At 71.6% G+C, this 22,425-nt stretch carries 22 protein-coding genes and 1 pseudogene; 11 read left to right on the top strand and 12 right to left on the bottom strand.

Annotated elements, in window-relative coordinates; all coding sequences use genetic code 11:
* Positions 1 to 11: 11 nt before the first annotated feature.
* A complete protein-coding gene (locus ACZ37P_RS05140; protein ID WP_355337425.1) occupies positions 12 to 290 on the bottom strand; it encodes a DUF2530 domain-containing protein in 279 nt (92 codons plus the stop codon).
* Between the two features lie 173 nt (positions 291 to 463).
* Here ACZ37P_RS05140 and ACZ37P_RS05135 point away from each other — a divergent pair, with 173 nt between their 5' ends.
* Positions 464 to 1,873 (top strand): NCS2 family permease, encoded by a 1,410-nt coding sequence (locus ACZ37P_RS05135; protein ID WP_391043570.1) that lies wholly within the window; start codon positions 464 to 466, stop codon positions 1,871 to 1,873.
* On the opposite strand, the gene ACZ37P_RS05130 is transcribed toward ACZ37P_RS05135, so the two are convergent.
* Positions 1,843 to 2,094: a ribbon-helix-helix protein, CopG family gene (locus tag ACZ37P_RS05130; protein WP_401716557.1), complete on the bottom strand. Its 252-nt coding sequence runs from the start codon at positions 2,092 to 2,094 to the stop codon at positions 1,843 to 1,845. The two genes, ACZ37P_RS05135 and ACZ37P_RS05130, sit on opposite strands and share 31 nt — an antisense overlap.
* Positions 2,095 to 2,238: 144 nt before the next feature.
* Here ACZ37P_RS05130 and ACZ37P_RS05125 point away from each other — a divergent pair, with 144 nt between their 5' ends.
* From ACZ37P_RS05125 to thpR, 4 genes and pseudogenes are all read left to right on the top strand, one after another.
* Positions 2,239 to 2,679, top strand: coding sequence for a MarR family winged helix-turn-helix transcriptional regulator (locus ACZ37P_RS05125; protein WP_355337431.1), 441 nt, complete (start codon positions 2,239 to 2,241; stop codon positions 2,677 to 2,679).
* A gap of 199 nt (positions 2,680 to 2,878) precedes the next feature.
* Positions 2,879 to 4,432: an MFS transporter gene (locus tag ACZ37P_RS05120; RefSeq protein WP_467344929.1), complete on the top strand. Its 1,554-nt coding sequence runs from the start codon at positions 2,879 to 2,881 to the stop codon at positions 4,430 to 4,432.
* A gap of 129 nt (positions 4,433 to 4,561) precedes the next feature.
* Positions 4,562 to 4,708, top strand: a pseudogene (locus ACZ37P_RS05115) (hypothetical protein); the annotation flags it as partial.
* Between the two features lie 85 nt (positions 4,709 to 4,793).
* The gene (gene thpR, locus ACZ37P_RS05110) at positions 4,794 to 5,387 is read left to right on the top strand and encodes an RNA 2',3'-cyclic phosphodiesterase (protein WP_467344927.1); all 594 of its coding nucleotides are present in this window, start codon (positions 4,794 to 4,796) and stop codon (positions 5,385 to 5,387) included.
* 311 nt (positions 5,388 to 5,698) lie between these two features.
* Here thpR and ACZ37P_RS05105 read toward each other — a convergent pair whose 3' ends face one another.
* Together ACZ37P_RS05105 and ACZ37P_RS05100 are read right to left on the bottom strand one after the other, a co-directional pair.
* Positions 5,699 to 6,694 (bottom strand): aldo/keto reductase, encoded by a 996-nt coding sequence (locus ACZ37P_RS05105; protein WP_391043100.1) that lies wholly within the window; start codon positions 6,692 to 6,694, stop codon positions 5,699 to 5,701.
* 103 nt (positions 6,695 to 6,797) lie between these two features.
* Complete coding sequence (locus tag ACZ37P_RS05100) at positions 6,798 to 7,478, bottom strand: GDSL-type esterase/lipase family protein (RefSeq protein WP_391043103.1); 681 nt, start codon at positions 7,476 to 7,478, stop codon at positions 6,798 to 6,800.
* Between the two features lie 47 nt (positions 7,479 to 7,525).
* Here ACZ37P_RS05100 and ACZ37P_RS05095 point away from each other — a divergent pair, with 47 nt between their 5' ends.
* On the top strand, positions 7,526 to 8,581 hold the full coding sequence (locus ACZ37P_RS05095; RefSeq protein ID WP_467344925.1) for an SdiA-regulated/phytase-like domain-containing protein: 1,056 nt from the start codon (positions 7,526 to 7,528) through the stop codon (positions 8,579 to 8,581).
* A gap of 148 nt (positions 8,582 to 8,729) precedes the next feature.
* Here the strand turns inward: ACZ37P_RS05095 and serC are convergent, their stop codons facing one another.
* Both serC and ACZ37P_RS05085 read right to left on the bottom strand, forming a co-directional pair.
* The gene (gene serC / locus ACZ37P_RS05090) at positions 8,730 to 9,848 is read right to left on the bottom strand and encodes a phosphoserine transaminase (RefSeq protein WP_355337449.1); all 1,119 of its coding nucleotides are present in this window, start codon (positions 9,846 to 9,848) and stop codon (positions 8,730 to 8,732) included.
* 192 nt (positions 9,849 to 10,040) lie between these two features.
* Positions 10,041 to 11,141: a citrate synthase 2 gene (locus tag ACZ37P_RS05085; RefSeq protein WP_355337452.1), complete on the bottom strand. Its 1,101-nt coding sequence runs from the start codon at positions 11,139 to 11,141 to the stop codon at positions 10,041 to 10,043.
* Between the two features lie 364 nt (positions 11,142 to 11,505).
* Between ACZ37P_RS05085 and pdxH the strand changes: the two genes are divergently transcribed.
* Complete coding sequence (gene pdxH, locus ACZ37P_RS05080; protein ID WP_401310145.1) at positions 11,506 to 12,144, top strand: pyridoxamine 5'-phosphate oxidase; 639 nt, start codon at positions 11,506 to 11,508, stop codon at positions 12,142 to 12,144.
* A gap of 338 nt (positions 12,145 to 12,482) precedes the next feature.
* A complete protein-coding gene (locus ACZ37P_RS05075; RefSeq protein WP_467344924.1) occupies positions 12,483 to 13,979 on the top strand; it encodes a PAS domain-containing protein in 1,497 nt (498 codons plus the stop codon).
* Between the two features lie 147 nt (positions 13,980 to 14,126).
* On the opposite strand, the gene ACZ37P_RS05070 is transcribed toward ACZ37P_RS05075, so the two are convergent.
* On the bottom strand, positions 14,127 to 14,888 hold the full coding sequence (locus tag ACZ37P_RS05070; protein ID WP_355337455.1) for an SIS domain-containing protein: 762 nt from the start codon (positions 14,886 to 14,888) through the stop codon (positions 14,127 to 14,129).
* 124 nt (positions 14,889 to 15,012) lie between these two features.
* On the opposite strand from ACZ37P_RS05070, the gene ACZ37P_RS05065 reads away from it, so the two are divergent.
* Together ACZ37P_RS05065 and ACZ37P_RS05060 are read left to right on the top strand one after the other, a co-directional pair.
* Positions 15,013 to 15,705, top strand: a complete 693-nt coding sequence (locus ACZ37P_RS05065) for a metal-dependent transcriptional regulator (RefSeq protein ID WP_188279958.1) — start codon at positions 15,013 to 15,015, stop codon at positions 15,703 to 15,705.
* A 341-nt stretch (positions 15,706 to 16,046) separates the two neighbouring features.
* The gene (locus ACZ37P_RS05060) at positions 16,047 to 17,045 is read left to right on the top strand and encodes an alpha/beta fold hydrolase (RefSeq protein WP_467344922.1); all 999 of its coding nucleotides are present in this window, start codon (positions 16,047 to 16,049) and stop codon (positions 17,043 to 17,045) included.
* 106 nt (positions 17,046 to 17,151) lie between these two features.
* Here ACZ37P_RS05060 and ACZ37P_RS05055 read toward each other — a convergent pair whose 3' ends face one another.
* From ACZ37P_RS05055 to ACZ37P_RS05035, 5 genes are all read right to left on the bottom strand, one after another.
* Positions 17,152 to 17,955: a hypothetical protein gene (locus ACZ37P_RS05055; protein WP_467344920.1), complete on the bottom strand. Its 804-nt coding sequence runs from the start codon at positions 17,953 to 17,955 to the stop codon at positions 17,152 to 17,154.
* Positions 17,952 to 18,839 (bottom strand): hypothetical protein, encoded by an 888-nt coding sequence (locus tag ACZ37P_RS05050; RefSeq protein ID WP_391043114.1) that lies wholly within the window; start codon positions 18,837 to 18,839, stop codon positions 17,952 to 17,954. Before ACZ37P_RS05050 ends, ACZ37P_RS05055 begins: the two co-directional genes overlap by 4 nt.
* A 157-nt stretch (positions 18,840 to 18,996) precedes the next feature.
* On the bottom strand, positions 18,997 to 19,878 hold the full coding sequence (locus tag ACZ37P_RS05045; RefSeq protein ID WP_401716533.1) for a hypothetical protein: 882 nt from the start codon (positions 19,876 to 19,878) through the stop codon (positions 18,997 to 18,999).
* A 154-nt stretch (positions 19,879 to 20,032) separates the two neighbouring features.
* The gene (locus ACZ37P_RS05040) at positions 20,033 to 21,376 is read right to left on the bottom strand and encodes a putative T7SS-secreted protein (RefSeq protein ID WP_355337470.1); all 1,344 of its coding nucleotides are present in this window, start codon (positions 21,374 to 21,376) and stop codon (positions 20,033 to 20,035) included.
* A 5-nt stretch (positions 21,377 to 21,381) separates the two neighbouring features.
* On the bottom strand, positions 21,382 to 21,603 hold the full coding sequence (locus tag ACZ37P_RS05035; RefSeq protein ID WP_317452509.1) for a hypothetical protein: 222 nt from the start codon (positions 21,601 to 21,603) through the stop codon (positions 21,382 to 21,384).
* Between the two features lie 287 nt (positions 21,604 to 21,890).
* Here ACZ37P_RS05035 and ACZ37P_RS05030 point away from each other — a divergent pair, with 287 nt between their 5' ends.
* Positions 21,891 to 22,391 (top strand): hypothetical protein, encoded by a 501-nt coding sequence (locus ACZ37P_RS05030; protein WP_391043120.1) that lies wholly within the window; start codon positions 21,891 to 21,893, stop codon positions 22,389 to 22,391.
* The last annotated feature ends 34 nt before the right edge of the window (positions 22,392 to 22,425 follow it).

Below are 22,425 nucleotides of genomic sequence, written 5' to 3'. Positions count from 1 at the left end.
GCCCGGCGCTTCTACCCGGCGGAGGTCCCTTCCTGACCGCGCGCCGCGGCGGCGCGACGGATCGCGGCCCGCCGCGCGGTGACGTATTTCAGGCCGATCAGCCCGAGCCCCGCACCCGCCAGACACGTCCAGATCAGCCACGTATGGCCGTGATCCGCGTACCAGCCGTAGAAGGGGAGCTGCACGACGAACAGCACGGCCCAGATGATCGTGCCGACTGTGACAGTGGCCACATCGTTGGCCTCCAGCGGCTCTGGGGCCTCGCGCAGGGGGGTCCGGTTGCTGCTCATGCGCCCATCGTAAGGGGGCCGGTCGCGGTGTCCGCGAGGTGGTGGCGGCCGTGCGGTTCAAGGATCTACGCGCGCAGATGGCGTTTGACAAGTTGTTTATTCATACTGAAGCAGCCACGCGCTGGCCGAATTTGTTCGTATGATCATCCAAGCTGAGCACCTTGAGGACCCGTATGCCGCCCGCCGCCCCCGGCCTTGACCGCTATTTCCGGATCTCCGAGCGCGGGTCCAGCATCCCGAGGGAGATTCGCGGCGGTCTCGCCACGTTCTTCGCGATGGCGTACATCATCGTGCTCAACCCGATCATCCTCGGCTCCGCCGTGGACAAGTACGGCCACCACCTGGTCGGCGGCCAGCTCGTCACCGCGACCGTGATCACCGCCGCCTTCACCACCCTGCTGATGGGCGTGGTCGGCAATGTGCCGATCGCGCTCGCCGCCGGGCTCGGTGTGAACACCGTCGTCGCCCTCCAGCTCGCGCCCAAGATGAGCTGGCCGGACGCGATGGGCATGGTCGTGCTCGCCGGTTTCGCGATCATGATCATGGTCGCCACCGGGCTGCGGGAGCGCGTGATGAGCGCGGTGCCGCTCGGCCTGCGCAAGGGCATCGCGATCGGCATCGGCCTGTTCATCATGCTGATCGGCCTGGTCGACTCCGGCTTCGTCACCCGTATCCCGGACGCCGCTCACACCACCGTGCCGCTCCAGCTCGGCTCCGACGGCCACCTCAACGGCTGGCCCGTGCTGATCTTCATCCTCGGCACGCTGCTCACCCTGGCGCTGATCATCCGCAAGGTCGCGGGCGCGATCCTGATCTCCATCGTCGCGATGACGGTGCTCGCGGTGATCGTGGACGCCGTCGCCGACATCCCCGCCGCCAACTGGGGCCTCACCGTTCCCAAGTGGCCCGGCAACCCGGTCGCCAGCCCCGACTTCGGCCTCATCGGCAAGGTCAGCCTCTTCGGTGGCTTCCACCAGGTCGGCATCCTGACCGGCGTGCTCTTCGTCTTCACCGTGCTGCTGTCCTGCTTCTTCGACGCGATGGGCACCATCCTCGGCGTCAGCGACGAGGCGGATCTGCTCGACGAGAAGGGCGACCTGCCCGGCATCAACAAGGTGCTGATGATCGACGGCATCGCCACCGCCGTCGGCGGCGCCTCCTCCTCGTCCGCCAACACCTGCTTCGTGGAGTCCACGGCGGGCGTCGGCGAGGGCGCCAGGACCGGTCTCGCCAGCATCGTGACCGGCCTGATGTTCGTGCTCGCGCTGTTCTTCACACCGCTGGCCACCATGGTCCCGGCCCAGGCGGCCACGCCCGCCCTGGTCGCGGTCGGCTTCCTGATCCTGGCGGGCTCGGTCCGGGAGATCGACTGGAGCGACTTCACCATCGCGGTGCCGGCGTTCCTGACCATGGTGATGATGCCGTTCACGTACTCGATCACCAACGGCATCGGCATCGGCTTCCTGAGCTTCTGCCTGCTGCGGCTGGCCGCCGGCCGCTGGCGCGAGGTGCCGGTCGCGCTCTACGCCGTGGCCGCGGTCTTCGCCTTCTACTACCTGATGCCCGCGCTCGGCCTGCTCTGAGCCGGTGCCTGAGAGGTGGGGGCGGGTCCGCTCAGCGGCCCGTCCTGCCCGTAGAACCGCTCCGTCTCGTCGACGGCCGTCTTGAACCGTTCGTCGAAGTCGTCACGGATGAGCGCCTGGACCACATAGTCCTGGGCGCTCATTCCGCGTTTGGCGGCATGGTCGCGGATCCGGTCCCACAGGTCTGCGTCTATGCGGAGGCTGAGCACTCTCGATGCCATACGCCCAAAGGTCCCCGGACGGGGGGCCGCCGCGGGGGGCTTTCGGCGGCCATCTCACCCGTATGGGTGAGATAAGGGCACATGAGGGTTGAGTGGGGTCCCGCTTGGCCAAGTTTTACTTAGATTAGCTAATGAGCTAACCTAATGAACGTGACCGAACTGTCCGAGGACGACCGCGCCGCGGTGAATTCGCTGCGCTCCGCCGTGATGCGCCTGTCCCGCCGACTGCGCCACCAGCGTGTCGACGAGACGCTCAGCCCGACCGAGATGGCGGTGCTGGGCACCCTGGCCCGCTGCGGGTCCGCCACCCCTGGCGAACTGGCCCGCAGGGAACACGTGCAGCCGCCGTCGATGACCCGCATCGTGGCGATGCTCGAGGCCAAGGGGCTGGTCCGCCGGGAACCCCACCCCGACGACCGGCGCCAGGTCGTGGTGAGCCAGACCGAGCAGGCCGAGGCGATCCTCGCCGACGCCCGCGACACGCGGAACGCCTGGCTGGCCCGGCTCACCGAGGGGCTGACCGACGAGGAGCGCGCGGTGCTCCGCGAGGCGGCTCCCGTCCTGGAGAAGCTCGCTCACCTGTGACCGGTAGGACGTCGTACGAGGCGCGTGAACCGTATGACCGCATGACCCGCACGAACCGTATGACCGTATGACCAGCACAACCAGCACGAACCGCACGACCGTATGCACCGCACGAGCTGTATGACCCGTACGACACCTGTGCCGCGCGAGCCATCGGACAGCATGACCGACCACCTGTTGAAGGGGAGGCGAGACCCGATTGAGTTCGGCAGCCGGACCAGGCACCGCAACCGAACCTGACCGACCCGCGGACGGCAGGACGAGCACCTTCAGCTCGCTCAAGGTCCGCAACTACCGGCTTTTCGCGACCGGCGCCGTGGTGTCCAACACCGGCACCTGGATGTCGCGGATCGCCCAGGACTGGCTGGTGCTCAGCATCACCGGCTCGTCCTTCGCGGTGGGCATCACCACCGCGCTGCAATTCCTGCCGATGCTGCTCTTCGGCCTCTGGGGCGGCGTCATCGCCGACCGCTACCCCAAGCGGCAGATCCTGATCCTCACCCAGGCCGTACTCGGCCTCCTGGGACTCCTGCTGGCCGCCCTCACCCTCAGCGGTGTCGTCCAGGTCTGGCACGTCTACACGATCGCCTTCCTGCTCGGCATGGTCACCGTGATCGACAACCCCGCGCGGCAGACCTTCGTCATGGAGATGGTCGGCCCGAGCCATGTGCGCAACGCGGTCTCGCTCAACTCCGCGAACTTCCAGTCCGCGCGCCTGATCGGCCCCGCCGTCGCCGGTGTGATGATCACGGCCGTCGGCAGCGGCTGGGCCTTCCTCTTCAACGGCCTGTCCTTCATGGCCCCGCTCGTCGGCCTGCTGCTGATGCGCACCTCCGAGCTGCACCGGGTCGACCGCGTGCCCCGCGGCAAGGGCCAGCTCCGCGAGGGCCTGCGCTACGTGGCGGGCAAGCCGGACCTCATCTGGCCGATCGTCCTGGTCGGCTTCATCGGCACCTTCGGCTTCAACTTCCCGATCTGGCTCTCCGCCTTCGTCAACCAGGTCTTCCACAGCGGCGCCAGCACCTACGGCCTGCTCAACACCCTGATGGCGGCCGGTTCCCTGCTCGGCGCGCTGCTCGCCGCCCGCCGCACCCGCACGCGGCTGCGCATGCTGGTCGCCGCGGCCTGCGTCTTCGGGCTGCTGGAGGCCGCCGCGGCCGTGGCGCCCGCCTTCTGGATCTTCGCCGTCCTGCTGGTCCCGATCGGCATCTTCGGCCTGACCTTCAACACGACGGCCAACGCCACCGTCCAGCTCGCCACCGAACCCGTCATGCGTGGCCGGGTGATGAGCCTGTACATGATGGTCTTCGTCGGCGGCACCCCGATCGGCGGTCCGGTGATGGGCTGGGTGACCGACACCTACGGCGCCCGCGTCGGCTTCCTGTCCGGCGGCCTGATCTCCGCGGCGGCCGCGGTGGCCGTCGCCATCGTCCTGGCGCGGATCGGGGGCCTCCGGCCCCGTCTGAACCTGCGCCGCGGCAGGACCAAGGGCCGGCCCCTGCTCTCCTTCGTACCCCGCGAGCCGGTCACCGGCGACGTGGACGCCGAGGACGCGCCGGAGGCGGCGGGGGAGGGCGCTCCGGCGCCCGGCCCGGACGCGAAGACGCCGACGCCTCAGGGCCAGGCGCGGGACCGGTCCCAGGCCCAGGCCCAGTCCCGGTCCCAGGCGCGGCCTCGGACCCAGCCCCAGGCGCGGCCTCGGACCCAGCCTCAGGACGACGAGTCGGCGCCCCGGCTCACCCCGGCCGTATGACCGCGCGGGCTCACGGGACCGGTGCGGGCGGCGGCCCAGGCGCGGGACCGGTCCCAGGCTCAGTCCCAGACCCGGTCCCAGGCGCGGCCCGTATGAGCCCGCGCGGGCTCACGGGACCGGTGCGGGCGGCTGCCCCCGCCGGGTCGGTTCCGGCACGGTCGGTTCCGGCCCGGTCGGTTCGGGCACGCCTGCCTACGGCATGCCTCGCTCCGGCCCGGTCGGTTCGGGCACGGCTGGTTACGGCACGCCTGCTTACGGCACGCCTCGCTCCGGCACGCCTCGCTCCGGCACGCCTCGCTCCGGGGCGCCCGGTCACGGCTCGCTGGGCCACGGCTCGCCCGGTCCCGGTACGGCCGGTGCCGTGAGGCTCTTCGTCGCGCTGCTGCCGCCACCGTCCGTCGCCGACGAACTGGCCGACGCGGTCGGCCCGTTGAGGCGTCTGCCCAACGCCTCGGCGCTGCGCTGGACCGCCCGGGAGAGCTGGCACTTCACCCTCGCCTTCCTCGGCGAGGTGGCCGACCCCGTCAGACCCGAGCTGGCGGAACGCCTCGGCCGGGCCGCCGCCCGTCACGAACCCTGCGCACTGCGGCTGTCCGGCGGCGGCCGGTTCGGCGACCGCGCGCTGTGGGCGGGCGCCGACGGCGACCTGACCGGTCTCGCCGCGCTGGCCGGCTCCGTACGGGCCGCGGCCCGGCGGGCGGGCGCGCCACCCGACGCGGAGCACGCCTTCCGGCCCCATCTCACCCTGGCCCGCACCCAGCGCGGCCACGCGGTGAGCCTGCGGCCCTTCGCCGACGCCCTCGCCGCCCTCCACGGGGCGGCCTGGAGCGCCGACACCCTCCACCTGGTCAGCAGCGCCCTGCCGCGCTCCGGGGTCCCCGGCGAGCAGCCCCGCTACACGACGCAGGAGTCCTGGCGGCTGGGCCGCCCGGCGGCCCACCGGCCGGAGGGGTGACCGGGGCCGGTTAACCTCGGGGTGTGGACCCCAAGACCCGTACTCGTGTGATGACCGCCGCCTTCGTCCTGATGCTCGTGGTGGTGGTCGTCGCCGCCGCGCTGGGCTGACCCGCGGCGGCACCCCGGACAGTCCGTCCACACCGCCCGGCTGCGCGGGCCGCACGGCCGCACGGCCGTCCGGGCCGGATCACGGCTCGGCGGGCACGGCCGCCGCGGCTGTTCCGAGCGCCGCGCCCGCCGTACCCGCCGTGTTCCTCCGGGCTCCGCCGTGTTCCTCTGGGCTCCTCTGGGTTCCCTCGGTGCCGGGACCTACCAGGCGAAGGCTTCCGGGGACGGCCCAGGACCGGGGAAGATCTCGTCGAGCGCCGCCAGGAACTCCTCCGACAGCTCCAGCTCCAGCGCGCGCAGCGCCGAGTCGAGCTGGTCCTGGGTGCGCGGGCCGACGATCGGACCGGTCACACCCGGACGGGTGAGGAGCCAGGCGAGACCGACGTCACCGGGCTGGAGGCCGTGCTTGTCGCACAGGTCCTCGTACGCCTGGACCTGGTCGCGCAGCTTGCCGTCCTGGAGCGCCTTCGCGGTGTGCCCGCTGGTGGAACGCGCGCCGCCGCCCTCGCGCTGCTTGCGCAGCGCGCCGCCGAGCAGACCGCCGTTCAGCGGCGACCAGGGGATCACGCCGAGGCCGTAGTGCCGAGCCGCCGGGATGACCTCCATCTCCGCCCGCCGCTCCGCCAGGTTGTACAGGCACTGCTCGGTGATCAGACCGAGCGAACCGCGCCGCGCCGCCGCCTCGTTGGCCTGCGCGATGTGCCAGCCCGCGAAGTTGCTCGACCCGGCGTAGAGGATCTTGCCCTGCTGGATCAGGACGTCGATCGCCTGCCAGATCTCCTCCCACGGAGTGTCCCGGTCGACGTGGTGGAACTGGTAGACGTCGATGTAGTCGGTGTTCAGCCGCTTGAGGCTGGCCTCGACGGCGCGCCGGATGTTGAGCGCGCTGAGCTTGTCGTGGTTCGGCCAGGGTTCGTCGGCGGTGCCCATGTAGCCGTTCACCTTGGTGGCCAGCACCGTCTTGTCGCGGCGGTCGCCGCCCTTGGCGAACCAGGTGCCGATGATCTTCTCGGTGCGGCCCTTGTTCTCACCCCAGCCGTAGACGTTGGCGGTGTCGAAGTAGTTGACGCCCGCCGCGAGGGCCGCGTCCATGATCGAGTGGCTGTCCGCCTCATCCGTCTCCGGGCCGAAGTTCATCGTGCCGAGAACCAGACGGCTGACCTTGAGGCCGGTACGTCCGAGCTGTGTGTACTCCATGGCGTTCAGCCAAGCTCTTGGAGTGCGCTCGAATCAAGGGGCAATCCGGGGGGCATCCGCGGCGTCGTCCGCCGTTCGGCCCGCGGTCCTGGCGCCGTTCGGCTCAGTACTCGTTGTAGGGCGCCCCGATGTCCCACGCCTGGTACATCGCGTCCGCGAAAGCCGCCGCCAATTTGTGCTCGCCCGCCGCGTTGGGATGGGTGCCGTCGTAGGTGTGGAGCAGGATGTCGTACCCCTCGGGGCGGGAGGCCAGCAGCAGCGGCGAGGCGGGCGAGTCGTGCTCGGCGACCGCCTTCGCCATGCGGGTGTTCAGCTCCGCGCACTGGTCCGCGAAGCCCGGATCCAGATCGGCCCTGGTGTTGGGGATAACCGGCAACAGCACCATCCGCAGCGCGGGGCCCGCCGCGCGGGCCGCCGCGATGAACCGCTCCACATTGCGCGCGGTCTGCTCGGCGTCCGTGTAGAAGCCGAGGTCGATCAGGCCGAGCGATATCAGCAGCACGTCCGGGCGGTGCTCCCGTACGACGTCGCCGATCATCGGCACCATGTGGTGCCAGCCCTCGCCCCAGCCCGCCAGATGCCGCCTGGCCCGCTCCGGGAACAACGGGTCGGCGTAGTCGGAGGAGACGGCCGCGCCGGCCGCCGTGTCGTACAGCGTGGTGCGCGGCCCCACCACCGTGAACGGCTCGCCCAGCTCGTTCAGGTGCTGCCACATGCGGTAGCGCCACGTGTAGTCGCCCGCGGCGCCCACGGTCATGGAGTCGCCGACGAATAGGTAACGCATGCCGGGCATCATCCCCGACCGCCCGCCGACCAGGGACACTGGGGTGCATGCGTGCGTATCTCCTGACGGCCGCCGCGTGCGCCGCCGTGGCCCTGGCCTGCGGCACCGCCGTACCCGCCGTCGCCGACAGCGGCCCCTCGGTCGCCTTCTCCCTCAGCGACCCGCGGATCACCGAGTCCAGCGGCCTGGCCGCCAGCCGCCTCCACCCCGGCGTGTACTGGACGCACAACGACAGCGACGACGGCCCGTACGTCTACGCCGTCGACTCGGCCACCGGCAAGACCGTGGCCAGGGTGACCATGCGCGGCATCCACGCGCGGGACGTGGAGGCGATCTCCCTGGGCCCCGACGGCGACCTCTACGTGGGCGACATCGGCGACAATCTGGGCGGCACCTGGCCCGAGGTCTGGATCTACCGCTTCCCCGAGCCGAAGCAGCTCGGCGACCGCACCGTCGGCGTCACCCGCTACACCGTCCGTTACGACGCGGGACCCCGTAACGCCGAGGCCCTGATGGTGCATCCGAAGACGGGCCGGGTGTACATCGCCAGCAAGAATCAGGACGGCGGGGCGCTTTACGCCGGTCCGGCCGAGCTCAGCGCGGGCGGCGTCAACACCTTCCACCGCATAGCCGACGTCCCCTGGGTGACCGACGGCGCCTTCTCGCCCGACGGCACCCGCCTGGTGCTGCGCGGCTACCTCGGGGCGACCGGCTACCGCTGGGCCGACGGGGCCCCGCACAAGATCGGCAGCCTCGACGTCCCCATGCAACGGCAGGGTGAGTCCGTCACCTTCACCACAGACGGCCGGAATCTGATGTTCGGCAGCGAGGGCAAGAACAGCGACGTGTGGCGCGCGCCGCTCAGCGGCGACGAACTGCCCGACAGCGTGGCCGCCTCGGCGAGCGCGTCGGCGGACGACCACAAGGGCTCTCAAGCCTCTTCCGGGGCCTCTCCCGGGGCCTCACCGGGCACGGCCAAGGACACCGGCACCACGAGCACCGGCAGCAGGGTCGTGGGCATCGGGGTGCTCGCCGTGATCGGCGCCATCGGCGTGGGCGCCCGCAAGCTGCTGCGCCGCAACCGGGAACGCCACCGCGACTGACGCCGGCTGGGCGCGGCGGTACGGGCGCACGGGCGTAGGGGCGTACGGGCGGTACGAGCGGGACGGGCGGTCCGACAATACGACGGTATGCCGCGACCCCGGCCGTCCTGCCTGGCCGGGGTCGCGGTTGCCGTATGTGTGGCAGCGGTCAGAGCTGACCGATGACGTAGTCGATGCAGGCGGTCAGCGCCTCGACGTCGGCCGGGTCGACGGCCGTGAACATCGCGACCCGGAGCTGGTTGCGGCCCAGCTTGCGGTACGGCTCGGTGTCCACGATCCCGTTGGCCCGCAGCACCTTCGCGACGGCCGCCGCGTCGACGCCGTCCTCGAAGTCGATGGTGCCGATGACCTGCGAGCGCTGCGCGGGGTCCGCCACGAACGGCGTCGCGAAAGAGGACTTCTCCGCCCAGCCGTACAGCCGCGACGCGGAGTCGGCGGTGCGCTTGACCGCCCACTCCAGACCGCCCTGGCCGTTGATCCACTCGAGCTGCTCCTTGAGCAGGAAGAGCGTCGACAGCGCCGGGGTGTTGTACGTCTGGTTCTTCACCGAGTTGTCGATCGCCGTCGGCAGGTCGAAGAACGCCGGGATGTGCCGCCCGGACGCGGCGACCGAGGCCGCCCGCTCCAGCGCGGCGGGGGAGAAGGCGGCAACCCACAGGCCGCCGTCGGCCGCGAAGTTCTTCTGCGGCGCGAAGTAGTAGACGTCCGTCTCGGTGATGTCGACGGGCAGACCGCCCGCGCCCGAGGTGGCGTCCACCAGGACCAGGGCCCCGGCGTCCGCGCCCGCGACCCGGCGCAGCGGCGCCGCGACACCCGTGGACGTCTCATTGTGCGTGAAGGCGTATACGTCGACGCCCGCCTCGGCGACCGGCTCCGGGTGCGTACCCGGCTCCGACTTCACGATCGTCGGCTCCTGGAGCCACGGCGCGAGCTGCGCCGCCTTCGCGAACTTCGACGAGAACTCGCCGAAGGACAGGTGCTGCGACTTGCTGTCGATCAGCCCGTGCGTGGCGATGTCCCAGAACGCGGTCGAGCCGCCGTTCCCGAGCACCACCTCGTAGCCGTCGGGCAGCGAGAAGAGCTCCTTGACTCCCTGGCGGACCTGGCCCACCAGGTTCTTCACCGGCGCCTGCCGGTGGGAGGTACCGAGCAGGGACGTCCCGGTCGCGGCCAGCGCTTCGAGCGCTTCCGTCCGCACCTTGGAGGGGCCCGCCCCGAATCGTCCGTCGGCGGGCTTGATGTCAGCGGGAATCTCGATATCGGCCACGGTCGCAGCGTAGTCCGTCACGGGCGTGTTTCCGGGAGCGTTCCATCGGGTGAGACGGTGTCACACAGGGTGTGCGCCCCGGCCGGCCGGGCACCTGGCCCCACGTCGCGCACCGGCGCGCGAAACGGCGAAGGGGCGCGCGAGGACCGGCCCGACGGCCCTCCCGCGCCCTGCGCCGAAATGCGCCGCGGTTCAGTGCGCGATGCTCGCGAAACCCTCGATGTCCCGCGGTCCGCGGACACCGGGCCCCACGTAGCGCGCCGAGGGCCTGACAAGGCGGCCGGTACGTTTCTGCTCCAGGATGTGCGCGGACCAGCCGGCCGTACGGGCGCAGGTGAACATCGAGGTGAACATGTGCGCCGGGACCTCCGCGAAGTCCAGCATGATCGCCGCCCAGAACTCGACGTTCGTGGCGAGCACCCGGTCGGGGCGGCGGGCGTGCAGCTCGGCGAGCGCCGCCTTCTCCAGCGCCTCCGCGACCTCGTAGCGCGGCGCGCCCAGCTCCCGCGCCGTACGCCGCAGCACGCGCGCCCGCGGGTCCTCCGCGCGGTAGACGCGGTGGCCGAAGCCCATCAGGCGCTCACCCTTGTCGAGGGCGGCCTTCACGTACGCCTCCGCGTCCCCGGTCCGCTCGATCTCCTCGATCATGCCGAGGACGCGGGACGGCGCGCCGCCGTGCAGCGGGCCCGACATGGCGCCGACCGCGCCGGACAGCGCGGCGGCGACGTCCGCGCCGGTCGAGGCGATGACCCGGGCGGTGAAGGTGGAGGCGTTCATGCCGTGCTCGGCCGCCGACGTCCAGTACGCGTCCACCGCCGCGACGTGCTTGGGGTCGGGCTCGCCGCGCCAGCGGATCATGAACCGCTCGGCGATGGAGTGCGCCTTGTCGATCTCCTTCTGCGGCACCATGGGCAGCCCCTGGCCGCGCGCGGACTGGGCGACGTACGACAGCGCCATCACCGCGGCGCGCGCGAGGTCATCGCGCGCCTCCGCCTCGTCGATGTCCAGCAGCGGCCTGAGACCCCACACCGGGGCGAGCATGGCGAGCGCGGACTGCACGTCCACCCGGATGTCGCCGGAGTGCACCGGGATGGGGAAGGGCTCGGCGGGCGGCAGACCGGGGTTGAACTTCCCGTCGACCAGCAGGCCCCACACGTTCCCGAAGGACACATGGCCGACCAGGTCCTCGATGTCGACACCGCGATAGCGCAGCGAACCGCCTTCCTTGTCGGGCTCGGCGATCTCCGTTTCGAACGCGATGACTCCCTCGAGTCCGGGTACGAAGTCGGACATGAGGCGGCTCCTCTTGATGATCACGACAGTGCGGTGGTGCGGCAGTGCCTGATGAATGAGACGACGACGGTGCCCGGGGGTGTGCGGGCGGGAGTGTGCCGGACGGGCCGACCCCACGGTCATGCCCCGCCCGAGGGGCTGTCACCCTGCTCCATCCGGATCAGCCTGGACCGTCCCACGATCCGCCGGACAGGACCTGGCCCCGGCCGGTCATTCTCCTTGCTGCCGGACGCGCCGGACAGCGTGAGTTCCGGCACATTCGCGGACGTCGGCGCCGGGACCCGCCGTCCTGCAAGATGTGCCCGTGCGACAACCACATGAAGAGCGCCAGGTGCGGCCCCTCCCGGCCGCGGACCCGGCGGCGATGCGCGAGCAGTACCGGGCCGCGGGACTGACCGAGCCGGAGCTGGCGGCCGATCCCTACGAGCAGTTCGCCCGCTGGTTCGCCGACGCCGTACGGGCACGGGACGACGGCGCGCTCGCCGAACCCAACGCCATGGTGGTGTCCACGGCCGACGCCGACGGCGTACCCAGCTCCCGTACGGTCCTGCTCAAGGGCTACGACCAGCGCGGATTCGTTTTCTTCAGCAATTACGCGTCGCGCAAGGGCCGCGAGCTGGCCGCCAACCCGCACCTGGCGCTGCTCTTCCCCTGGCATCCGATCGCCCGCCAGGTGATCGTCGGGGGCTCGGCGGCGCGCGTGCCGCAGGAGGAGACGGCGGCGTATTTCCGCAGCCGCCCGTACGGTTCGCGGATCGGCGCCTGGGCGAGCGAGCAGTCGGCCGTGGTGGCCTCGCGCGAGGTGCTGGAGGCGCGCTACGCGGAGCTGTGCGCGCGCTGGCCGGAAGGGACCGACGTGCCCGTACCGCCGTTCTGGGGCGGCTTCAGGGTCGAGCCGCGCACCGTCGAATTCTGGCAGGGCCGGGAGAACCGGCTGCACGATCGGCTGCGCTATACGCGCGGTGCGGACGGCGGATGGGGAATCGAGCGCCTGGCGCCGTAAAACGCGGGTGCCGGAGAGCTGGTGCTGGAGCGCCGGTGCTGGAGCGTGGGTCCCGGAGGCCGGTCCTTGAGGGCCGGTCCTGGAGCGCTGGTCCTGCCGGAACGCGAACGACCCGCGGGCTGCTCCCCGGAGCCAGGAGGCTCCGGGCACCGGCCGGACAAGTCCGACGAGCCCGCGGGTCGGGTGAACTGCGTGGGATTGGCGCGCTTCGCGCACGCCCAGTGCGCGGAGCTAGCCCGCAGCCACCTCACGTGTCCGAGTGCACTTCATGCGTCAGACCACCTCCCTTCGTGTGTCCCGCAACAGTAAGAAGCCGGCCGGAACCGCACAACCTATTTATGGAAATCTCGTGTGACGCAGCCCACACCAGAGTTCAATGTTGCGACGTGCAGCCTTTCGACGCGCAATCAAAGCCGCTCGATGACGGCGGCAGTGGCGACAACAGCGGTGGCGAAGTCCACGGGAGCCAGGGGGGTGGCGACGGCATTGCCCCGGACGGGGCCCATGACGGGCACGAGGGCGACGAGCACTTGCTCGCCGCCCTCCTCGACGGCATGGAAGCGGGCCTGTGCGCCTTCGACCGCCATGGCGTGATCACCCACTGGAACACCGAAGCCGTCCGCATCCTGGGCTGGACCGCGCAGGACGCGATCGGGCGGCACGGATTCGCCGGCTGGGCGGCGCGTACGGCCGACGCCCGCGAGACCGAGGAACGCCTGCTCGGCGCCATGGACGGCCCCGGCCGCCAGGTGCACGAATTCGCGCTCGTCACCAAGGACGGCCGTCGGGTGCTCGTCCGCACCCAGTCGGCGGCCGTGCAGGGCGCCGACGGGCAGCCGAGCGGCGTCTATTGCGCCTTCTCCGAGGTGCACGCGCAGATCGACCTGGAACGGTCGATCGCTCTCAGCGAAGTGCTCTTCACCGACGCCTCATGGGGTGTGGTACTGATCGACGCCGATCTGCGCCCCGCCGTGGTCAACGCGCACGCCGCCCGCCTGCTGCGCACCGGCCGCGACTCGCTGCTCGGCAGGCCGCTGGGCGACCTGCTGGCCCAGGGCGTCGAGGAGCTGGAGAACGTACTCCAGCACGTGCTCTCCGAGGGCGCGCCGCCCGCCACCACCGACCTGTGGGTGACCGTGCGCGGCGACGAGACCGGCGGGCGCTACTGCTGGCGCAGCGGATTCGTCCGCCTCGGTTCGCCGCTGGGCGAGGAACCCGTACCGCTGGGCGTGGGCTGGCTCTTCCTGGACATCACCCGGCAGAAGGCGCTGGAGAAGGACGGGGCCCAGGTGCGGTTCCGCTACCAGCAGCTCCACCGCGCCGACCGCGCCGCCGCCGAGTGCGAGAGCGCCCTTGAGGCCGCGACCTTGCAGCTCGACTTCGCACTGGCCGGATTCGCCGACCACGCCCTGGTCGACATCACCGACGACGCGGGCCGCCTGATCCGGATCGCGGCGACCCCGGCGGGCGAGCCCGGTCCCGCCGACGCCACCGAGGACAACTCCATCCCGGTCGGCTACGACGTCGCCCACCCCGTCCTCCAGGCGCTGGAGCGGATCGGCACCGTACGCGCCAGCTTCGGCGCGCTGACGGCGGACGAACCGGCGACCGGTGAACGGATCGACGAGTGGGCGGCGGCCAGGCGCTGGCCCTCCGGGACCGTGCACGGGCTGGCCACGGTGCTGCGCAGCAGGGGCCGTACGGTCGGCGCGCTCACCTTCCTGCGCGGCTCGGGCCGCAGGCTCTTCGACCGGGCGGACGCGGCGTACGCGGAGGACGTCGCGGCGCGGGTCGCCATGGCGCTGGACCTGGCCGGGCTGACGGGGGACCGCTGAGCGCCGACGCCCTTCGCGGGGCGTCGGCGGGCAGCGGACGAAGGCCGGTGCGGGCGGGCCTGCGGCCGGTCGGTGCCGGAGCGCCGGTGCGGGCGGCCTGCCGTCGGTCGGTGATGCGGGAAGGCCGGTAGGGCGGCCCGTCGCCGGTCAGTGCCGGAAGAAGATCCGCTCCCGGTACTCCTCGAAGATCCGGCCGTTCCAGTCGTGGCCGCCGTCCACGTTGCCCGAGCGCAGCATGGGCGGGGTGACGCCGCGGGCGGCGAGCCCGGTGGCGGCGGTCGCGACGACGGCCTGCATCAGGGCGCTGATGACGACTGTGGAGGCGGGGGCGAAGGGCGCGGGGATGGCGTCGTCGGTCAGCTCCGCGTCGCCGACCGCGATCTTGGAGTCGAGGACGATGTCGCAGTGGTCCTTGAGGAAGGTGCCCGAGGCGTGCCGGGAACGCGTCTCCTTGGCGTACGCGACCGAGGTGACGCCGATCACGGTGAGGCCCAGGGCGCGGGCGTTCTGCGCCATCTCGACCGGCAGCGCGTTGCGCCCGGACAAGGAGATCACGAACAGGACGTCGCCCGGCCGTACGGGGCTGGTGTCCAGGACGGCGCCCGCGAGGCCGTCGACCCGCTCCAGGGCGCTGCCCAAGGTGGCGGGCATCACGTCCACGCCGACGACGCCGGGAACAGCCAGTAGATTGATGAGGGCGAGGCCGCCCGCCCGGTAGACCACGTCCTGGGCGGGCAGCGAGGAGTGGCCGGCACCGAAGACGAAGACCCGCCCGTCCGCGGCGATGGCGTCGGCGACGGCGTCCGCGGCGGCCTGGATTCCGGCGGCCTCCTCGTCCCTGATCCGGTGCAGAAGGGTGATCGCGGCGTCGAAGTATCGGTCGGCCAGGGACTCGCGAGGCTCACTCATGCGGATCACCGTGCGGCCCCCGCGAGCCGGTGTCAAGAAAGGGCGACGACCGGATCGGGGACCGTTGTCGGCGCTATGGGTCAGAATTGGTTGAGGGCCACGCACGAACAAACGAGGGGCGCGCATGTCCGGATTGATCGACACGACGGAGATGTATCTCCGCACCATCCTGGAGCTGGAGGAGGAGGGTGTGGTCCCCATGCGCGCCCGAATCGCCGAGCGGCTCGACCAGAGCGGCCCGACGGTCTCCCAGACGGTGGCGCGGATGGAGCGCGACGGGCTGCTGCACGTCGCCAACGACCGGCATCTGGAGCTGACCGACGAGGGGCGCCGCACCGCCACCCGCGTGATGCGCAAGCACCGCATCGCCGAGTGCCTGCTGGTCGATGTGATCGGCCTGGAGTGGGAGCAGGTGCACGCGGAGGCGTGCCGCTGGGAGCACGTGATGAGCGAGGCGGTGGAGCGGCGCGTGCTCGAACTGCTGCGCCACCCGACCGAGTCGCCGTACGGGAACCCGATTCCCGGGCTGGAGGAGCTGGGCGAGAAGGGCGAGGCCGATCCGTTCCTGGAGGACGGCATGGTCAGTCTCAACGAGTTGCAGCCGGGCGCCGCCGGGGCGAGCGTCGTGGTGCGCAGGATCGGTGAGCCGATCCAGACCGACGCGCAGGTGATGTACACGCTGCGGCGGGCCGGTGTGCAGCCGGGCGCCGTGGTCAGCGTCACGTCGTCGGCGGGCGGAGTGCTCGTCGGCAGCGGCGGCGAGGCGGCCGAACTGGACGCCGAGATCGCCTCGCACGTCTTCGTGGCCAAGCGGTAGCCCCACGGCTTCGTGCCTTCCTGAAGGGTGAGGGCCCCGGCGCCGTCGAACGGCGTCGGGGCCCCTCCTCCCCTTGTCCCTCCCCTTGGGACCCCCTCGAAGGACCCGGGACCCCGAGCCTCCCGAGTGCCTCCCGCGGCCCGCTTCCCCTGCGTGCCGCGCCCCGCAGAAGTCCTCCCCTCGGCCTGAGCCGCCAATCCTTGAGCGTTGTCACTCGAAAGAGCGGTGTTGGGCGCGGGACGAGCTTGTTCGAATAAAAGTTCGATAGCGTGGGGGTTCTGGACGAGCCGACCGCGAGCGTGCGGCCGGACGGACGAGATCTACGGAAGGGGGTGGGGCACATGGCCGGCCACGCGACGCGGCAGGCGGCTCGGCACACGACGCGGCATACGACCCGGCGCACCGAGGTGATCGGGGCCGACGGGGCCCGGCTCGCAGCCTGGGATTACGCGGCCGAGGTGGATTCCGGGGCCGGTTCCGCTTTCCGTTCCGCTGGTGACTCCCCTTCCCGTTCCGGAGCCGGTCCCGGGCCCGGTCCCGAATCCGGTGCCCGGCGTCCCGGCGTGCTCCTCCTGCACGGCCTGCTCGGCCGCGCCTCGCACTGGGCGCCGACCGCCCGCCGTCTCTCCTCGCGCTACCGGGCCGTCGCCCTCGACCAGCGCGGCCACGGACGCAGCGCGAAGCCGGAGGGCCCGTACACCCCGGAGGCGTACGTGGCGGACGCCGTCGCCGCCGTCGAACAGCTCGACCTCGGCCCGGTCACCCTGGTCGGCCACTCCATGGGGGCGCTCACCGCCTGGCAGGTCGCCGCGAGCCGTCCCGACCTCGTGGCCGCGGTGGTCATCTGCGACATGCGCGCGGCGGCGCTCGGCGAGGCCGGGCAGCGCGAGTGGGAGGACTGGACGCGGTCCTGGCCGCTGCCCTTCGACACGCTCGCCGACGCGCGCCGGTGGTTCGGCGTGGAGGACCCGTGGGCCGATCCGCCGAATCCGGCCAGAGGTGACTTCTTCGCCGAGGTCATGGAGGAGCGGGGCGACGGCTGGCGCCCGCTCTACGCGCCCCGCCATCTGCTGCGCTCCCGCGACCCCTGGATACGTGACGCCCACTGGGACGAGCTGGCGCGGGTCGGCTGCCCCGCCCTCGTCGTCCGCGGTCTCGACGGCGAGCTGGGCCGCGCGGAGGCCCAGGAGATGGTCCGGGTGCTGCCCCGGGGCAGTTACGCGGAGATCCCGGACGCCGGTCACCTCGTCCCGTGGGACCAGCCCGACGCGTGGTGCGAGGCGGTCGAGGGCTTCCTGCGGGGCGCGCTGGCGGAGCCGCAGACGGCGGAGAGCCGCTGAGGCCGGGGCGTACGTCCGGCGGCGGGTCGCGGGTGCCGGTCGGGAGGCGGTGGTGGCCGCGGTGCCGTCCGGCCGCCCAGCCGGTGGGGCAGGCGGTGGCGGTCGGTCAGGCGGAGGCGCGGGAGCCGTAGTCGGGGGAGGCGAGCCGACGCGGGTAGTAGCCGGGGTTCGGGCCCTCGGCGGGGCTGGCGGCGCCGGTCAGCCGGTAGCGCTCACCGACGGCGGTGGCGCGCACGATCGTGAGGACGAGCAGGAGGAAGGCGCCGCCGACGAAGCCGGAGAGGACCGGTGAGCCGTCGGTGCGATCGCCGAACGCGGGGGCGGCGATGCCGGAGGGGTCCTGCGTCACGGTGACGTGCTTGCCGACCGACGCCCGGTCGCAGCGGATCTCCCGGTCCACCATGGCGCCGCTGTCCAGCCGGACCCGGCACGACTCCCAGGACGTACGCAGCGTGGTGCGGTTCGTGTACTCGGTGATCACACCGGTGGACACCTCACCGCGCGCCGCGAACAGCGCGCTGGAGACGGCGTAACCACCGACGAACATGCAGAAGAGCATAAGGAGGAAACCGCACATGACCTGACCGATGGAGCCGTGCAGCCAGTACAGCGTCAGCACCATGGTGACCGAGGCGGTCACCACGATCAGGGCGACGCCCGCCACGGCGAAGGAGCCCGCGTAGGTGGCGTGCGACCAGCCGATCGCGACCGCGACGGTGGCGAGCACGGTGAACAGCAGGGTGACGGCGCAGCGTGCCCAGGCGGCGCCGCGGGTCGGGGAGCCGATCCGGCCCGCTTCCCACACGCGGGCGAATCCGGTGGGGGGTCCGGCCGCGAGTCCGGTGGGGGGTCCGGTGGGGGGTCCGGCCGCTTCCGGGTCCTGGGGCGTGCCGGGAAGCGGCGCCGTCATCGGTCGGCCTGCGGTGAGGTCGTGCCGGTGGCTGTGCCGGTGCCGGGGCCCGTGCCCGTGTCGGCGCCCGTGCTCGCGCCGGGGCCGGTCGGCGTCACGGTCTGGCCGTTCCCGTTTCTGTTCCCGCTTGCGGGTCCGTCCTCGGCCGCGGATGCCGTTGCGGTGCCGTCGCCGACGGTGCCGTCGTCGTCCGCGAAGCTGACGCTGCGCAGGATGGCCATCGTCAGCTCGCTGAATTCGCCCCAGTAGTTGACGGCCGCGGTGTCCAGGGTGAAGACCGCGGTGTAGGGGCCGGTGGGGAAGGGCACGTACACCTGCACCTGGCCCATCTGGAGCTTGACCTCTTCGCCGCTGGCGGTGAGTTCGGCGCCGATGACGTATTCGCGCAGGGTCACGCAGGAGACGGCGGGGCCGCAGGGCAGGTCGAGCCAGCGGGCGTCGTTGGTCTCCTCGCGGACCAGGATCTCCCGGATGCCGAGCGCGGCGACCTCGGGGGAGGGGTGGTCGGAGGCGATCGCGGCGACCGTGAAGGAGCAGTGGGCTATGCCCTCGTCTATGGAGAACAGGCCCATCGCGGAGTACGCGAGTCCCCGGTCGCCCATCGCCTCGCCGAGCGCCGCGTAGTACGGGGCGGCGGGCGTCCACAGGTCGTCGTTGCCCTCCGGGTACATCTCCCGTACGAACTCCTCGGCGAGCGCGGCGCGCTCCTCGGGGGTGGCCGCGATCGGCAGTCCGTGGAAGGACTCGGGGACGACGAAGGACAGCGGGGGGACGTCCGACATCTCGACGGCCTGGAGTTCGAGGCCGGTGTCGTCCGCCGCGGCTGTCGGGCCCGCCGCGGCGGGGGTTTCCGGGGTGGTGGCGTCCGGAGGGGGAGTCGTCATGGTGGTCTCGCCTAGAGGTTCTGGACGGCAGAGGTCGTCAAGGGGAGTCGGGGCGTCGGGCGTCGGGGCGTTGGACAGCGGGGCTTCGGGCGGTGGGGCGTTGGACGGCTGGGCGTCGGGCGGTGGGGCTTCGGACGGCGGACGAGGACCGTCGGGGTCAGAGGTCGCCGGGCTGCGGGCGGGCCGGTTCGCCGGACTCGCCCATGATGACGGAGTGGGTCTCGAACAGCCCCTTGCCGGCCTTCGCCGGGACCTGGGACTCGACGAGGACGGCGCCGCTGGCCAGCCGGAAGGCGCGCGGCGGCTGCGCCGCAGCGGGCAGTTCGCCGACGAAACGGGCCAGCCGCTCGCGCTGTCCCGCGGTCAGTTCGGACTCGGGCAGCGGCTTGCGCCGCTCGGCCAGCACCCCGGCGAATTTGTCGGCCGCTCCGGTGGACAGCCGCACCCACGACCCGTCGGTGAAGGTGACGCGCACATCGTGCCCGCCCTCGCTGAACGCCAACTGCTCGGCGCCGCCCACCGACTCGCGGGGCGTCTCCCACAGGACGGTGGCGGACGCCGTGAGGTCGGGCCCGACGCCCAGCAGCAGGAAGCGGCGCTCGGTGACGACCGCGTCCACGCGGGTGCGCTCCGCGCTGCGCGCGGGGTCCAACTGCCACGGCACGGTACGCGCGACGGTCCCCGGCGCGGCCCACATCACCGGGAAGTCCTCGGACTCGTTCGCCGGGTCCTGCGGCGCCGACCGCGACGCCCCGCCGACCTGCACCGAGTTGCCGCCGGTCACCGCCTCGACGGCGACATGCAGCGCGGTCACGATGCCGCCGAGCAGCCCGCCGCCGACCCGGTCGACCTTCTGCGTCGTCTTGGAGTGCAGGGTGTACTCCGGCCCGGCGGGCCAGCCCGGCAGCTCCGCCTGGATGTCGCGCCGCTCGGTGTCCCGGAACCACCGCGAGCCCGCCACCGGATGCGCGTAACCGGTGGCGAAACGGATCGGCGTACGTACCAGCGTGGATTCGTCCTGATCCGGGAACCAGTCCATCGTCGTGCGCCTTTCGGTCGGCTCTGAGCGGAGTCGCTGTGCTGAGTCGCTGAGCGGGGTCACTGTGCGGGGTTCGCTGTCGACGTCGCCGTGGAGTCCTCGTGCGGCGGCCGTGCGGATACGACCGTACGCGGTCGCCGGTCGGCGCCGGTCGTCAGTTGGCGGTGGCCGCCCGGTCGAAGCGGTCGCCGAGGTGGACGGCCTCGCCGATGTGCTGCGGGATCGAGTAGAGCTTCGGCGCGAGCTTGAGCCCCACGTCGATGGAGCGGCCCACGTTGCCCATTGCGTCGATCGCCACCCGGCCGCCGGTGACCATCTTGATGCCCTTCGTACCGATCAACTGGCCACCGTGGTAAAGCTGCTCGGAAACCGTCTGCATACGATTGATGATCTTGCCGTCGGAGATGACCTGCCCGGCGGTCTTGAGGCCGCCGAACTCCAGCGTGACGTTCTTGAACAGCTTTATCTGCTTGCCGCCGGCGATGAAATCGCCCGCTTTGCCGACGAAGTTCCGGCTGATGGTGGTGACTCCGCGGAATCCCTCGCCGAGTTCGGCGGCGCGGGTGGCGGCGATGGCTCCGTCGGCGACCTTGGCGCCCTTGGCGAAGGCGCCGATTCCGGGTATCGCGCCCAGCGCGTCGAAGCCGATGCTGATCCAGCTCACGTCGGCGCCCGCGGCCATGGCGATCAGGTGGGTGATCAGCGCGGCGGCGCTGGTGACGACGGCCGCGGCGGCGAAGATCGCGCCCAGCGGCTCGAAGGGCGCGGTGATGATGGCCAGTACGCCGAGGAGGCCGCTGAGGTCGCTGAGCAGGTCGCCGATGAGTTTGATCATGTCGGCGTGGTCCTTGACCCACTGGATCGTGTCGTTCCAGGCGTCCTCGATGCCGTGCACCATACGGCTGAACAGGCCCGGCTTGTCCGGGGCGATGTCACCGGCCTTGTCCAGGTCGTGGCTGATCGCGTTGGCGGCGCTGGTGAAACGGTTGTGCAGCTCTTCCGCGCGGTGGCGCACGCCGTCCAGCGCGTTGTTCGCGTCGGTGACGGCCTGCTGCTTCTTCTTCGCGTCGGCCGCGGCAGCCGGGTCCGGGTCGGGGGACGCCTGAGGCTGCGGGTGCGGAACGCTGTTGTCCGTGGGGATGCCCGCCGCGGTCTTCGCGTGGTCGAGCGTGCCCTGCTTGGTGGCGGCCTCCCGCTCCAGCGTGTCGGCCTCCGCCTGGAAGCCGTGGAGCTGCTCGGCCCAGCGGCCCAGCGCGCTGGACGCGCGGCCGAAGGAGTCGTGCGCCTTCTTGATCAACGGGGTGACATCGCTGTCGATGTGAGAAATGAAGGCCCTGGCGGCCTCGCCCTTCCAGTAACCGCAGTCGAGCCGGCCCAGTTCGGAGACCGTGGTGCTCAACTCGGTGTGCACATCACCGATCTGCCGGGCCAGTGAGCGGGTGCGCTCGACGTCCCCGGGCGTGGGGTCGAAGCCCAGATGCGGAAAGCTGCGCGTCACGCCCGTCACTTCCCGCCGGTCTTGAGGGAGTTGGCGAGTTGCAGGTCGGCGTCGTCGAAGGTCTTGCCGATCTGGTCGATCATGTGGACCGCGGTGTCGGCGTGCTGGCCGATCTGCTTGATGCCGTAGTGCCAGTCGTCGGCGAAGTCGTGGACGTCGTCTATCAGCTTGGGCGCGCCGACCGACTCGCCGTTGGCATTGCCCATCGCCCGGCTCACCGTGTCCATTCGGTCCGCAATGGTGGAGAACGTCTTTCGCAAGTCCCCCATCACCGTCCCGTTGATCTGCAAGTCCCCCATGGAAAATCAACCCTTTCTCGGCATTACGTAAGATTCCGCGGGCCGCGTGCGGATCTCAGGGCCCCTACTCTATTAGGCGTATGCGGGCCGTCGATGGCCCACTGGTCACGGTCCTGTGGCAGTCGCGTGTGTGCGCGGATTCACCCACGCCTGCTTCGGGGACCTGCTGGTAGCTTGCCGACGCCGGGTCCAGACAGCGACATGGGGGAGTTCAGGTGCTTCGTCGTACGTCCACGGGAGCGGGAATCGCCGCGGTGGCGGTCGTCACCGCACTCGCTGTGAGCGGGTGCGGCAGTGGCGGCGGGAACGAGGCGAAGAAGGCGCCGCCCGCGAGCGCGAGCGCGTCCGCGACCGGCACTCCGGGCACGGCGGCGAGCATGTCGGCCGAGCCGGGCGCGTCGGGCAGTCCCACCGCCTCCTCCGTCGTCGGCGGCGACTCGACGCAGGGCGTCGAGGGCGTCTGGCTGGCGACGCAGGGCTCGACGAAGGTCCAACTCGTCCTCGGCAAGGGCAAGGCCGGGCTGACCAGCAGCCACCTCTGCGGCGGCACCTACACCGACCGCGACGGCCTCGGCCTGACGCTGACCTGCATGGACGGCGACAAGGAACGCACCTCCGGCCGCGGCGAACTGACCGGTGACGGCAAGACCCTCACCGTGCGCTGGACCGGTGGCCCGACCGACACCTTCTCCCGCACGGGACTGCCGAGCAGCTGACCGGCGGCCCGTCAGGCCGCCGGTCTCCACGGCG

The sequence above is a fragment of the Streptomyces sp. NPDC024632 genome (assembly GCF_055559175.1).
Note: the sequence above shows the minus strand (reverse complement) of the source record. Positions and strands in the feature narration are given on the sequence as shown.